Origin of the sequence: Izhakiella australiensis, from assembly GCF_002006995.1 — a bacterium.
Classification (GTDB): Bacteria; Pseudomonadota; Gammaproteobacteria; order Enterobacterales; family Enterobacteriaceae; genus Izhakiella; species Izhakiella australiensis.
Window position 1 is genome coordinate 55,000 of record NZ_MRUL01000022.1, and the last position, 13,784, is coordinate 68,783.

Consider the following 13,784-nt stretch of genomic DNA (forward strand, 5'->3'; position numbering starts at 1 on the left):
GCATATCAGCGAAACGCTTTAATGTTGAGGAGATTTTTTTATGACGCGGGTCAATCTCATTACCGGCTTCCTTGGCTGTGGCAAAACCACCACGCTGCTCCATCTGCTCGCGACTAAACCTGACAATGAAAAGTGGGCTGTCCTTGTCAACGAGTTTGGTGAAATCGGTATTGACGGCTCTCTGCTTGCTGAGCGAGGGGCCGTGCTGAAAGAGATCTCCGGGGGCTGTATGTGTTGTGTGAACGGCCTGCCGATGCAGGTCGGTTTGAATACCTTACTCAAACAGGTTAAACCGGACAGATTGTTGATTGAACCAACCGGCCTGGGTCATCCAAAGCAGATCCTCAGCATGCTGAGCGACCCGCTCTATCAGCCCTGGCTGACGCTTCAGGCAACTTTTTGCCTGCTCGATCCGCGTCAGCTCAGGCAACCGCGAGTAAAAGAAAACGAGAATTTCCGTAATCAATTATTAGCAGCGGATATCATTATCGCCAATAAAAAAGATTGCTGGCAGCCGGAAGATGAAAGCGCGCTGGAAAACTGGCGTCAGACCGAAGCCGAAGGCCGTCTGGTGATAACAACGACTCGCGGGCAAATAGACCGCGCGTTGCTGGATAAACCTCGACGTAATCTGCGTCCGCTTGCTGATGCAGCCCATCATCATCCGGTCAAACAGCCGCTTTCTTTACTGTCGTCATTGCAGCTTGCCGGCGCCGGACGCTGGCGACGCGCACTGAATGAAGGTCAGGGGTACTTTTCCTGTGGCTGGGTATTTGATAGCGAAACGGTATTTGAAACTATCGCCATTCTCGAATGGGCGCGTCATGCCCCGGTCAGCCGGGTAAAAGGGGTAATCAGGCTCGGTCAGGGGGCGGTTTATATCAATCGTCAGGGGGAGGACTTTCATATTGAGATGCACCCCACAGCGCCGCCTGACAGCCGCATTGAGCTTATCAATGATCAACCCGCTGACTGGAATGCCCTACAACACAAATTGCTGAATATTCGCTTAACAATAAAGGCATAATTAAAAGAATTATTCTAAAAATTCTTTTATTGTCATGCTGAAAAAACACCTGCCACTCATACTGCTGCTGAACGTCACAGGCATCGTTCTTTATTTGTCCTGGCATCTACCCGCCGGACACGGCGCCTGGTTTACGCTCGATAAAGATATCTTTTTCTGGTTTAACGACCGGCTGACGAGCAATAAACCGCTGCTGTGGACCATCGCCATAACCAACTTTCGCGCTTTTGACGTGGTATCGCTGCTGGCAATGGGCGGCTTGTATTACAGCTACTGGCGCCAGCAAACCGCGCAAGGGCGTCGTCGTATGTTTGCAATTGGCATTACGATGCTGATAACTGCCGTGGTACTCAATCAGCTTGGTCACTTGCTGCCTGACAGTCGCCCCAGCCCGACCAAATTCTTTGCCCACGTTAATCACGCAGCCGAACTCACCGGCATTCCGGCGAAGGATTCTTCAGCCGATAGTTTTCCAGGCGACCACGGCATGATGCTGATCATTTTTGCCTGCTTTATGTGGCGCTACTTCGGCCTGCGTGCTTTTGCCATCAGCGCCGTTATCGTGTTAGTTTTTGGCCTGCCGCGGCTAATGATCGGCGCGCACTGGTTTAGCGATATCGCAGTGGGGTCAATGTCGGTGGTGCTGGTTTGCCTGAGCTGGTGGTTGCTTACCCCGGCCAGCGATTGGTTGCTAAAGCTGGTTTATCGCTATCAGCCGTATAAATTTCAGACGACAAATGACCATTAATTAAAAACACGCCAGTTAGTAGAATTATTATTAGCTGGTTAATTAAATGAACCAGAAAAGTAAAAAACAGGTCAATTAATTGATCGCGCATGTCAAAAAATGCACAGTCCATACTGAATATTCTGAGTTTTTACCCGTCCGGCCTAAATCCTCAGTGAATTTGACTTAGCGCATAGCGTTAACAAACAGTGGTCGTGCAAAAAGCAGTCAACATCAGCAATGGTATGAAACATTATAAAAACCTATAAAAAAGTCTGCAAAACCCCTCGCCATAAGGCTTCGAATCAGTTAACCTCCTTCACTGACAGGTAAAGCGTCAGAATTATTCCCTGCTGTCTTGATTAAATTTGTGTAGTTAGACACATTTTAATAATTCAGGAATTGTCTTACGGACCTGGTCTGATTAATCTCAATCTGTTTTGCAATTCAGCTAACGACAACGTCGTTAAGGACTTCAAGGGATAACAAACATAATGGTCAAGTCTCAACCAATTCTGAGATACGTATTGCGGGCGCTCCCCGCCGTTGCGCTGGCGACGTTACTTTCAGCATGCAGCACATCTCACTCAGGATATAACGCACAGACTGATACTCATGCAGTTAAAAACCAGGATAGTTTTTTACTGCAAGCGTCTCAGGATGAATTTGAAAAGATGGTTCAGAATGTGGATATTAAATCCCGTTTAATGGACCAGTACGCCAGCTGGAAAGGTGTTCGTTACCGGCTTGGCGGTGACAGTAAACGTGGCATCGACTGCTCTGCTTTTGTGCAGACGACCTTCCGCGATCAGTTTGGGCTGAGCTTACCTCGCTCAACATCCGAACAGCGCGGTTCCGGACGCAGCATTCAGCGCAGTAAATTGCGCCCCGGAGACTTAGTACTGTTTCGCGCAGGCTCAACGGGACGCCACGTCGGTATCTATCTGGGAAATGATAATTTCGTTCATGCGTCGACCAGCAGTGGCGTCATGATCTCCAGCATGAACGACAGCTACTGGAAAAATCGCTACCGCGAAGCCAGACGCGTATTAAGTCGCACGCAAAGCTGATAATCCCTTCTGAATTGCAAAACAGAAACGCTGCCTTCCGGCAGCGTTTTTTTATGCCCGATAGCGGATGAAACGCTGACGATTCCTCGCAGCCATCGCGGCGCAATCAGCGCAAAACAAAACGACGTCCTGTTGCAATTTATCAGCAGAGTTTACTGGCAACGCTGATGAAAAAAGGGTTGTTAATCAAAATAATATGGAGACAGCGCTCCCCCGCCGTTATATCCTGCCATCCTGTCGTACTATTTTCTGATACCTTCCCCGGAAAGTATGCTGCTGCACTCAGGAGAAAGCGCCATGCCACTGTCAACCATGGTGACAAAGCATGTTACTAACCCGCGAAAAATCGCCGTTACCAGCGCGGTATTTGGGTTAGTATTTTTTCTGCTTTTTACCTTACTGGCGCTAACTTTCACCTGGCACCGCCGTTCTAACGGCTACGATCAGCTGGCCCTGAGCTCTCAGCACTATCTTAATAATATTTTCGACAGCCTGGAAAAAACCGTTAAGCCCCTGCAAGACTTTACGCAATCCAGCTGCGGACGCATCAGCAGCGATTTAACACAACGCGCTGCTTTTGGCGCAAATATCCGGGCGATTCTGCTGGTGAGAAACAATGCCGCATTTTGCTCATCGGCAACCGGCAATATGTGGCTCAACATTAATGAAATCTCGCCGGAAACGAATCCCGATAACAACATCGATATCCGGCTTATTGCGCAAACGCCGATGGTTAAAGATAAACCCGCCATCGTGTTCTGGTTAAAAAATTCCCATATACCGCAAAGCGGCGTTCTGGCAACGCTGAATATTAATCTTACGCCGTATTTACTCTTAGCCGCGCGCGCCCAACAAATTGACAGCATGGCGATTATTGCGGGAAATAAGGCCATCACCACCTGGAATGACAATATTATTGATAAGGTAAAACTACCCGGCACGCCTTTGCGCCGGGTGGCGGTACCTGGCTATCCGGTGACTTTTGATATCTATGGCGAAGCGATGCCCAGCCGGGACATTCATCTGATTCTGGTCTCAGCGCTCCTGCTTTCGCTGTTGATGAGCTCCGTCTGGTTTCTGGTGATGACGCTGCGCCTGCAGCCGGGTAAAGAGATTTTGCTGGGTATTAAGCGCGGCGAGTTTCACGTTGAGTACCAGCCAATAATTGAAGCCGCCAGCGGGCGGATCTATGGAATGGAAGCGCTGATGCGCTGGACCCATCCGACGGAAGGACGCATTCCGCCGGACTCCTTTATCAGCTTTGCCGAAGGTCAAAACCTGATCGTCCCGCTGACCCGTCATCTCTTTAAGCTGATTGCCAGAGATGCCGAAAAATTACGTCACGTGGTTCCTTCCGGCAGCAAACTGAGCATTAATTTATCACCGACCCATCTTACCGCCAGCAGCTTTTGTCAGGACGTACGTCACTGGCTGGATGCGATGCCCACCCATCATTTTAAATATATTTTTGAAATTACCGAACGCTCGATGGTGTCGGAAGATAACGCCGAAGAGATGTTTACCTGGATCCACCGCCAGGGGATTGAAATCGCTATCGATGACTTTGGAACCGGGCATAGTGCCTTGATTTATCTTGAAAAATTCAAATTTGACTATCTTAAAATTGATCGCGGATTTGTGCAAAGCATCGGCATGGAAACCGTTACCTCGCCGGTGCTGGATGCGGTGCTTAATCTGGCGCGCAAGCTGAATATGAATACCGTTGCCGAAGGCGTCGAGACCAGCGATCAGGCTGTATGGCTACTTGAGCGCGGCGTCACCTATATGCAGGGCTATCTTTTTAGCAAGCCTTGCACCGTCGCGCAGCTAAGTGAAAATTATCAGATACTCATGCCCCATACGACGCCCTCCAGCAAGCCCTCGCCATAGCTCCCGGCGAAAGTCGCTAACTGACGCGGCAATATGCCCACTCAGGGTAAATAGCGGCCCGTATGGTTATCATCCCGAGGTAATAACACCAAAGGCAACCGGCACAGCATCAGGGCTGGCCTGAAAAAGTCTCGGCAATGCCGACGCCGTAGTTTTTTAATCTGCAGGTCGTTGCATGCTCATCGTTACGCTGAACAAACAGGCAAGGCTCCCCTTCCCACTCCAGCACCGAGCACACCAGCTGAATTTCCGCCAGCGTAGCCTGCAGGTGACGCATGACATTCCATGCCGGTTCGCCGTTATGGCTCAACAGCCGCAGACCAATCAGATCGTCTTCGCCTTGCAGGCCGCCGATAGTTAATGGCTCAACGGCGATGCCGTTCAGACCGGCAGACCAGCGGTAAGACTGCGGTAAACGATGAACCACAGAATGCTGTAACGTATTCACGGCGCGTTGCTCCCAGAGCTGTCCTTTTAAAACATTCCATTTACATAAATAGCCGCGCCAAAGATGCGCCTTTTACGCCAGATGCTGCCAGTCAGAGAGATAAAAAACGGCAGCGTACGCTAGCTTAACGCACAGTACAGCTTTGCGGCGGCAAAACGGTTATGAGAGATAGCTCTCATTTTTTGTTATATGTACTCTTTTAACTAAATTATAACAACCTTTTTTCAGCACAAATTGCCACTTTTTTGCATCATTGCATTTACATTAATGAAACGAAGCAACGGCAGGGTCAATTAATTACTGGCAGTAAATCACCGCAGATCAGGCGTCTGACACTATCAGCTAGCGCGGTTTTTACGCGGGCGTGAAGCATAGAAGAAAAGCAGCAGTGAGACGCTGGCGCAGAGAAAGATAGCGCTGACCATTGGCCATGCACTGCTAAATGAGAAGGAAGAAAGCAGCGCTCCGGCTAATGCACCAACGCCAAAACGCAGCGTACCGGCCAGCGACGAGGCCGTTCCTGCCATATGAGGGAATTCTTCAAGAATAACGGCCATTGCATTTGATGACACCATCGCCACGCAGCCGATAAACATAGCAACGCCAAATACCAGCGGCAGAAATCCAAGATCGAACGCGCTGACAATCACCATCCATAGCCCCATAACAAACTGGATTATCAGACCAAACCGGAACATGGCGAGCGGCCCGAAACGCCGCACTGAACGGCTGTTAATCAGCGTCATCAGGAACAGGAACACCACGTTTAAGGCAAAGTAATAGCCAAAATTCTGCGGCGAGATGTGGTTAAGCTCAATATAAACAAAGGGACCGGCATTCAAAAATGAGAACAGACCGGCGAAGGAAAAGCCGCTCGCCAGCATATAGCTGAAAACGCGCTTATGGCGAAAAAGCGAGAGAAAATTGCCAAGGGTGGTGCGTAAATGCAGACGCTGGCGTTTTTCCTTTGGCAGCGTTTCTTTGATCTGAGTGACCACCAGCAGCGTGGTAACGATCGCCGCAGCGGAGATGGTCCAGAAAATAGCGTGCCAGCTCCATAGCATCAGCATCCAGCCGCCCACTATCGGCGCCAGCAAAGGCGCGACGGTTGTCACCAGCATGACGAATGACATCATGCGCGAAAACTCCTCCCGGGAGTAGCTGTCACGCATCAGGGCGCTAATCACCACGCTGCCCGCCGCCGCCGACAGGCCGTGCAGGAAACGCATATTGATCAGGGTATCAATGGATTGTGACAGCGCGCAGGCCGCCGCCGCCAGGGCAAAAATCAGCGTACCGATGGCAATCACCGGCTTACGACCGTAGCTATCGGCCAGGGGGCCGTACAGCAGCTGACCAAGAGCGAACCCTAAAATGTACGCATTAAGAGTCATCTGCACGCTGCCGGCCTCGACGCCAAACTGCGCGGCTATCTGCGGCAGCGCTGGTAAGTACATATCAATGGAAAGCGGCATCAGCATAGCCAGCAGACCACATATCACCACCAGCCCTAACGACGAATTTTTTTCCTTGCCCACAGCCAGATTACCCCTGATGACGATGATGTTTATGTGCCCTTAGCGTGCCAGCCCTACGCTGGCAATCTCTTCCCCGGTCAGCGCACGATATTCGCCGGGCGCCAGTGTCTCATCCAGCATAATGTCGCCGATGCGCTCGCGATGCAGCGCGGCAACATGGTTGCCAACCGCAGCAAACATTCTTTTGACCTGGTGATAGCGACCTTCACTGATAGTCAATCTGACCTGCAGTTCTGACACCACCTCGAGTCGGGCCGGTTTAGTCTGATTTTTTTCACCATGTAGCTGAATTCCTGCGGCAAATTTTGCCTCTTCATCACCGCTTAGCGCTGAAGTCAGCGTGACCAGATAGGTTTTTTCACAGTGATGACGGGGCGAGGTGATGCGATGCGACCACTGCCCATCATCGGTCATCAGTACCAGCCCTGTGGTGTCAATATCCAGCCGACCTGCGGCATGAAGCTTCCAGGCGGCTGGCTCCTGCAGAAAAAATATCACCGTTGGATGATCGGGATCGTCTGTAGAACAGACGTACCCTTCGGGTTTATTAAGCATAAAGTAGCGCGGGCCACTCTGCTGCTGCAGCACGTTGCCGTCATACTCAACCTGATGCTCAGGAAGCAATTTAAACGCACCGTCGCGGACCATTTCGCCATCGACGGTTACACGCCGGGCCCGTAGTTCGCGCCCGGCAATGGCACGGCTGATCTCCAGCTGCTGAGATAAAAACTTATCAAGTCGCATTAAATTTTGTACTGCCTTTTTGGATACCGCTAATCAGTTGGCGGTGTTTTAAGACGATCGCGCGGTCGCGCAACATCCTGAATGGGGCCGAAAACGGTCTGCATAAAAGTATAAACGGGGCGGCGATAGCTTGTATTCGCTGGCACCGGAACGACGGCCGGCGTTTAGCATTATATTATCGTCGGGCTCCGCCGGCGGCGCAGCGCCCGTTACCAGTTACATTTTTAGTATAACCACTCTTACCCTTCAGTCACAGAGGGTATATCCATTATGCTGCTAATTCATGGCATAATTCTGTTTTGTCGCCATTAACTGTTGTTATGTCTTTTACCTTACGTCCTTATCAGCAAGAAGCTATCGACGCAACGCTGCGCCACTTTCGCCACAGCAAAGAGCCGGCGCTGATCGTGCTGCCTACCGGCGCGGGAAAAAGCCTGGTGATTGCCGGCCTGGCTCGTCTGGCTCGCGGTCGCGTGCTGGTGCTGGCTCACGTCAAAGAACTGGTCGAACAAAATCATGCTAAATACTGCGCCTGGGGACTTGAGGCCGATATTTTTGCCGCCGGGCTGGCCAGAAAAGAGAGCGATGGCAAAGTGGTTTTTGGTAGCGTCCAGTCCGTGGCGCGCAATCTGGCGCAGTTCGACAGCGCCTTCTCGCTGGTTATCGTTGATGAATGCCACCGTATCGGCGCCAGCGAGCAGAACCAGTATCAGCTGATTATCAACCATCTGCGCGGCCACAACCCAGAGCTACGCCTGCTGGGATTGACGGCAACGCCCTACCGACTCGGCCAGGGATGGATTTATCAGTATCACTACCATGGCATGATCAAAGGCGATCACAGCGCTTTGTTTCGTGATTGCATTTACGAATTACCGCTGCGCTATATGATAAAGCATGGCTTCCTCGTGCCACCGGAAAGGCTGGATATGCCGATCGTGCAGTATGACTTCAGCCGACTGGCCGCACGGCCCGATGGTCTATTCAGCGAACCCGAGTTAAACCGCGAATTAAAAAAACAGCAAAGGGTGACGCCACAGATTGTTCAGCAGATCGTTGAACTCAGCGCGGAAAGACAGGGCGTGATGATTTTTGCCGCCACGGTAGAACATGCCAAAGAAGTGCTCGGCTACCTGCCGAAAAGTAAGGCCTTCATTAGCGCAGCTACGCCTGCCAAAGAGCGCGACCAGCTGATTAGCGACTTCAAACAGCGTCGGATTCGCTATCTGGTCAACGTCGCGGTTTTAACCACTGGCTTTGATGCGCCGCATGTCGATGTTATTGCCATATTGCGCCCGACCGAATCGGTCAGCCTTTACCAACAAATAGTCGGCCGGGGCCTGCGCCTGAGTCCGGGAAAAAGCAGCTGCCTGATTCTTGATTACGCGGGCAATCCTCATGATATTTTTACCCCGGAGATTGGTTCGCCTAAAGGTGCCAGCGATAACCAACCGGTGCAGGTATTCTGCCCGGCCTGCGGCTTTGCCAACACCTTCTGGGGAAAAACCACCGCTGACGGTACGCTAATCGAGCATTTTGGGCGCCGCTGTCAGGGCGTATTAGAAGATGACGAAGGCAACCGTGCGCAGTGTGACTTTCGCTTTCGCTTTAAACACTGTGCCGACTGCGGCGCGGAAAACGATATCGCCGCCCGACGCTGCCATAGCTGCGACGCCATCCTGGTCGACGCCGACGATATGTTAAAAGCAGCGCTGAAGTTAAAAGACGCCCTCGTTATACGCTGCGGCGGCATGCAGCTCAGCGCCGGTAGCGACGACAAGGGCGAATGGCTGAAAGCCACTTACTATGATGAAGACGGCAGCAGCGTCAGCGAACGCTTTCGTTTACGCACCCCGGCTCAGCAAGGCGCTTTTGAACTGCTATTTATGCGCCCGCATCAGCGCGCCCCCGGCGTGGCGCTGGGCTGGAAAAATGCAGCTGACGTCGTGGCGCTGCAGCCGCTATTACGTCATCCGGACTTCGTCGTTGCGCGGATGCGCGGAAAGTTTTGGCAGGTGCGGGAAAAGCTGTTTGATTACCAGGGACGCTACCGGCGCGCTAACGAATTACGCTAATTACGTTGCCGCAGGCGCTAAACATCGCTATAATTCGCCGCGCTTTTGCTTAGCTAAAAGCAGAACCTCAACCTGTTGCTGGGTCGCCTGCAACAGGCGTTTAATTTGAAGAGAATGATTATGTTCACACTAAATGCAGAAGTACGTAAAGAGCAGGGTAAGGGTGCGAGCCGCCGCCTGCGCGCAGCTAACAAATTCCCCGCGATCGTTTACGGTGGTAAAGAAGCTGCGCTTTCCATCGAGCTGGATCATGACACCGTTATGAACCTGCAGACCAAGCCAGAATTCTATAGCGAAGTTCTGACGCTGGTTGTCGACGGAAAAGAAAGCAAAGTTAAAATCCAGGCGGTACAGCGCCATCCGTTTAAGCCGAAAGTAAATCACATTGACTTCGTTCGCGCTTAATCGTCTCAGCAATGAGTAATAAAAACGCCGCAATCGCGGCGTTTTTATTGTCTGCGGTCAGCCTGCCTACTTACTGCCAGTGGCGCGCTGCAGCTGATCGCGCAAATTAGGCGGCGTGCCTTTAATCGTCAGCGTGTCAGTCATTGGATCCCAAAAAATACGCTCGCCAAGCAGCATGGCGTCAAAATTAAGCGTTAAGCCACCGCCGCTACCGGCATATTTAGTCAGCTGGCGTAGCGTACTGCGATCGGCAGGAAAATGCTCTTCAAGCTCATAGCCTTGCTGCTGGGTAAATTCTTCAAAGCTCTTTTCTCCCAGCGGCGCAAGCTCCTGCGAGAGATCGGAAAGCGCAATCTCCTCACCGGCCTGCAGCTGGTCGTTACAGTAGCTGTAAACCTGCTGGCGGTAGCTCTGACGCTCATTTTTATCGAGGCTGGCATCGGCGCAATAATCGTCCACCGCCTGCAACAAGCCGCGGTTTTGTGCTTTCGTGTCGAGACCGACGCTGGCGCCGAGAAAATCCATAAAGAAATCGGCGACTTTCCGCCCTACCCGCCCACGCAGGAAGGTCAGATAGCGGGTCGATTCCGGGTTTGTTTCCCATTCGGTGAGATCAATACGCGCAACGATATCGGCATGATTGATGTCCAGATAGTGGGTGGAGCTGATATCCAGTTCCTCATTAACGCGCATACTGCTCTGGCTGCTAAGCACCGCCACGAGCAGATATTCAACGGCAAGATAGCGGTAATGGCTGAACAGGACGATGCCGCCTTCAGCGAAAGGATATTTACCAAGTTCATCACGCAGTCTGCCCGTTGCCGCGCGGCTGAAAGCCAGAAAATCATTTTCACCTTTGCGGCAAAGGCGTAATGCTTCTGCCAGCTCGCTGTCTTCATTAAACAGGCCGTAAGCTTTATTTTTTGCGCTGTACACCCGGTGCAGCTCTTCCATCATTTCGCTCACCGCCTCTGTGGCAGGCAGCAAAGAATCGCGCAGTACCAGCTCCAGCATCTGCTCATCACGCTTAATTAGCTGATGCAGAGCAATCTGGTTGATATCCAGACTCATGATAAACTCTCCAAAGACCATAAGGGGCGTATTCAATCAAAGCTCAGGCCGGCAATCAATACATTAAGCAACGACATTATTGTGCTGGCTTAACGATGCCATTGCGATAAAAGAGCAGAATAAATCGTGAATTTACTATAAGATGGCCCCCTTAAACTTAGTGGAACACTTGCTTATTCATCGTTATGCCACAATCATCCCGATACAGCGACGAACGCGTGGAGAAAATCCTCGCAGAACTGGTTCAGGTTCTGGAACAGAACCAGACGCCGACCGATCTTTCCCTGATGGTACTGGGAAACATGGTGACAAACCTGATTAATACCGATATACCGCCAGCGCAGCGACGTGCCCTGGCCCGCTCCTTCGCCGAGGCGCTGCAATCCTCCGTTCGCGAAGACAAAGCGCACTAACAGGCAACCGTAACGGAATCATGGTAACGAACCGACAGCGCTATCTGGAAAAAATTTCGCAAATGATAAGCTGGGGACACTGGTTTGCCCTCTTCAATATCATCTGCGCGTTTATTTTAGGTAGCCGTTACCTGGCGCTTTCCGACTGGCCTGCCTCGCTGGCCGGACGCATTTACGCTATCTCCAGCTGGATTGGCCACTTCAGTTTTATTGTTTTTGCCGCTTATCTGCTTATCATTTTTCCGCTGACGTTCATCGTGATGTCGCAGCGGCTAATGCGCTTTCTGTCCGTGGTGCTGGCGACCTCCGGCCTCACGCTGCTGCTGGTCGACAGCGCAGTTTACAACCGTTTCCACCTCCATCTTAATCCGGTGGTCTGGGAGCTGGTGGTTAACCCCGACCAGAGTGAACTGGCGCGCGACTGGCAGCTGATGTTTATTGGCGTTCCGGTGATACTCCTGGTCGAAATGCTGTTCGCTACCTGGAGCTGGCAAAAGCTGCGTAGTCTGAACCGGCGCCATTTTGGCAGGCCGCTGGCAATGCTGTTTATCTGCGCATTTGTGGTTAGCCACGTAATGTATATCTGGGCCGATGCTAACTTTTATCGTCCGATTACTATGCAGCGCTCCAACCTGCCCCTCTCTTATCCGATGACCGCCCGTCGCTTCCTGGAGCGCCACGGAATGCTGGATGCCAGAGAGTTCCAGCGCCGTTTAATTCAGCAGGGTAACCCAGAAGCGGTTTGCGTCGATTACCCGCTCAACAATCTGACCTACCGGGATGCCGGCACCCGGCAAAATCTTCTGGTGATCACCGTTGACGGACTTAACGCGGCCAGCTTTAACAAAGACATGCCGCAGCTAAGCCGCTTTGCCGGGCAGAACTTACAGTTCACCCAGCACTTCAGCTCCGGTAGCGACAGCGACAGCGGTCTGTTTGGCCTGTTTTATGGCATTTCGCCCAGCTATATGGACAGCATACTGGCTTCGCGGACGCCATCTGCGCTGATGAGCGCACTGAGCCATCAGGGCTATCAGTTTGGCTTGTTCGACAGTGACGGCTTTACCTCGCCGCTTTATCGTCAGGCGCTGCTGGCTGACTTCACGCTGCCCACGGCCACCAGCCAGAGCAATGGCGCGACGACAACCCAATGGCAGAACTGGCTTAGCGGTCTGAAGCCCGGCAGCGCGCCCTGGTTTTCCTACGTGGCGTTTGATGCAACCGGCGATGACAGCAGCAGTGATAAAGCCGCGATCCGCTATTACTCGCATACCATCGGCAACGTGGACGATCAGATTCAGCAAATCCTGACCACCTTGCAGCAAAAGCAGCTGCTGGAGAATACCGTCGTGGTGATAACGGGCCGTCACGGTCTGGCAATGCAGGGGGAAAATAACCCCGGCAATCGTGCCCTGCTGCAGGTGCCGCTGGTAATACACTGGCCTCATACCCCAGCGCAGACGGTTACCCGCCTGACCGAGCACCAGGATATTATGATGACGCTGATGCAGCGTTTGCTGCACGTTTCGCTCAACCCGAACGATTATTCTCAGGGTGAAGATCTGTTTGCCGCCCAGCGCTCTCGCAACTGGGTTGCTGGCAGCGAGGATCGCCGCCTGGTGATTACCACGCCAGACGTCACCATTGCGCTGGATAATAACGGCAGCTACGATGCCTGGGATAAGCGCGGAAATAAATTGAAAGATCATAAGCCTCAGTTAGCCCTGCTGTTGCAGGTGCTGACGGAGGAAAAACGCTTTATTGCTGATTAATACTGCTGACGACCTGAATTCTGTATAAATACAGAGCAGTCAACGCGTTAGCCCTTGCAATCAGGGCCGAAATCAGTAGTATAGGCCTCCACGTTCGGCACGTAGCGCAGCCTGGTAGCGCACTGTCATGGGGTGTCAGGGGTCGGAGGTTCAAATCCTCTCGTGCCGACCAAATTTCCCTAAAAAAAGCAGCCACTTATGGCTGCTTTTTTGCTTTACAGAAATTTAACAAGGTGAAATGAAGGTGAAATTGTGAGTGGTTTTGCATAGGAACCAGACAGATTACCTAACTGTATTTACCTATATTCAAACAGCCGCCCCCCAACCCCGGTGCGCAATAAGAGAATGCGTCACCAATTCCCTCACAATAACATCGCTAAGCGCGTCTCCTTTTATGGTCTCTCCATCGTCAATAATGAATGCCATGCCTCTTAACACTGCAAGCCTGTCGCGTCCGCAAAACGACATTAACGCTGTTTGATCTTACCCACCATTAGTGGACACGCGACTAAGTGAGTAAACTCTCAACCAGAGGTAGCTCACATGACAAAATCCGTATCAACCAGTAAGAACCCCCGTAAGCAGCATTCGCCTGAATTCCGCG

At 51.8% G+C, this 13,784-nt stretch carries 12 protein-coding genes and 1 tRNA gene; 9 read left to right on the top strand and 4 right to left on the bottom strand.

The window, feature by feature from the left end:
- Nucleotides 1-40: 40 nt before the first annotated feature.
- From BTJ39_RS20920 to BTJ39_RS20935, 4 genes are all read left to right on the top strand, one after another.
- Nucleotides 41-1,027, top strand: a complete 987-nt coding sequence (locus tag BTJ39_RS20920; RefSeq protein WP_078004663.1) for a CobW family GTP-binding protein — start codon at nucleotides 41-43, stop codon at nucleotides 1,025-1,027.
- Between the two features lie 34 nt (nucleotides 1,028-1,061).
- On the top strand, nucleotides 1,062-1,775 hold the full coding sequence (locus BTJ39_RS20925; protein ID WP_078004664.1) for a phosphatase PAP2 family protein: 714 nt from the start codon (nucleotides 1,062-1,064) through the stop codon (nucleotides 1,773-1,775).
- A gap of 473 nt (nucleotides 1,776-2,248) precedes the next feature.
- Nucleotides 2,249-2,824, top strand: a complete 576-nt coding sequence (mepS, locus tag BTJ39_RS20930; protein WP_078004665.1) for a bifunctional murein DD-endopeptidase/murein LD-carboxypeptidase — start codon at nucleotides 2,249-2,251, stop codon at nucleotides 2,822-2,824.
- A gap of 297 nt (nucleotides 2,825-3,121) precedes the next feature.
- Nucleotides 3,122-4,714: a cyclic di-GMP phosphodiesterase gene (locus BTJ39_RS20935; RefSeq protein WP_078004674.1), complete on the top strand. Its 1,593-nt coding sequence runs from the start codon at nucleotides 3,122-3,124 to the stop codon at nucleotides 4,712-4,714.
- A 109-nt stretch (nucleotides 4,715-4,823) separates the two neighbouring features.
- Here the strand turns inward: BTJ39_RS20935 and BTJ39_RS20940 are convergent, their stop codons facing one another.
- The 3 genes from BTJ39_RS20940 to rsuA form a co-directional block, all read right to left on the bottom strand.
- Nucleotides 4,824-5,162, bottom strand: coding sequence for a YejG family protein (locus BTJ39_RS20940; RefSeq protein ID WP_078004666.1), 339 nt, complete (start codon nucleotides 5,160-5,162; stop codon nucleotides 4,824-4,826).
- Nucleotides 5,163-5,500: 338 nt separating this feature from the next.
- Nucleotides 5,501-6,700 (bottom strand): Bcr/CflA family multidrug efflux MFS transporter, encoded by a 1,200-nt coding sequence (locus BTJ39_RS20945; protein ID WP_078004667.1) that lies wholly within the window; start codon nucleotides 6,698-6,700, stop codon nucleotides 5,501-5,503.
- A gap of 39 nt (nucleotides 6,701-6,739) precedes the next feature.
- Nucleotides 6,740-7,444 (bottom strand): 16S rRNA pseudouridine(516) synthase RsuA, encoded by a 705-nt coding sequence (gene rsuA, locus BTJ39_RS20950; RefSeq protein WP_078004668.1) that lies wholly within the window; start codon nucleotides 7,442-7,444, stop codon nucleotides 6,740-6,742.
- Between the two features lie 320 nt (nucleotides 7,445-7,764).
- Here rsuA and radD point away from each other — a divergent pair, with 320 nt between their 5' ends.
- Both radD and rplY read left to right on the top strand, forming a co-directional pair.
- Nucleotides 7,765-9,519 (top strand): DNA repair helicase RadD, encoded by a 1,755-nt coding sequence (gene radD, locus BTJ39_RS20955; protein WP_078004669.1) that lies wholly within the window; start codon nucleotides 7,765-7,767, stop codon nucleotides 9,517-9,519.
- Between the two features lie 120 nt (nucleotides 9,520-9,639).
- Entirely contained in the window at nucleotides 9,640-9,924 is a 285-nt protein-coding gene (rplY, locus tag BTJ39_RS20960; protein ID WP_078004675.1) for a 50S ribosomal protein L25, read from the top strand.
- Between the two features lie 66 nt (nucleotides 9,925-9,990).
- On the opposite strand, the gene yejK is transcribed toward rplY, so the two are convergent.
- Complete coding sequence (gene yejK, locus BTJ39_RS20965) at nucleotides 9,991-10,995, bottom strand: nucleoid-associated protein YejK (RefSeq protein WP_078004670.1); 1,005 nt, start codon at nucleotides 10,993-10,995, stop codon at nucleotides 9,991-9,993.
- 185 nt (nucleotides 10,996-11,180) lie between these two features.
- On the opposite strand from yejK, the gene BTJ39_RS20970 reads away from it, so the two are divergent.
- From BTJ39_RS20970 to BTJ39_RS20980, 3 genes are all read left to right on the top strand, one after another.
- Nucleotides 11,181-11,408 carry a YejL family protein gene (locus BTJ39_RS20970; protein ID WP_078004671.1) on the top strand — a complete coding sequence of 76 codons (228 nt, stop codon included), beginning with the start codon at nucleotides 11,181-11,183 and terminating at the stop codon, nucleotides 11,406-11,408.
- 20 nt (nucleotides 11,409-11,428) lie between these two features.
- Nucleotides 11,429-13,180 carry an LPS biosynthesis-modulating metalloenzyme YejM gene (yejM, locus tag BTJ39_RS20975; protein WP_078004672.1) on the top strand — a complete coding sequence of 584 codons (1,752 nt, stop codon included), beginning with the start codon at nucleotides 11,429-11,431 and terminating at the stop codon, nucleotides 13,178-13,180.
- Between the two features lie 95 nt (nucleotides 13,181-13,275).
- A tRNA-Pro gene (locus BTJ39_RS20980) sits at nucleotides 13,276-13,352 on the top strand.
- Nucleotides 13,353-13,784 lie beyond the last annotated feature (432 nt).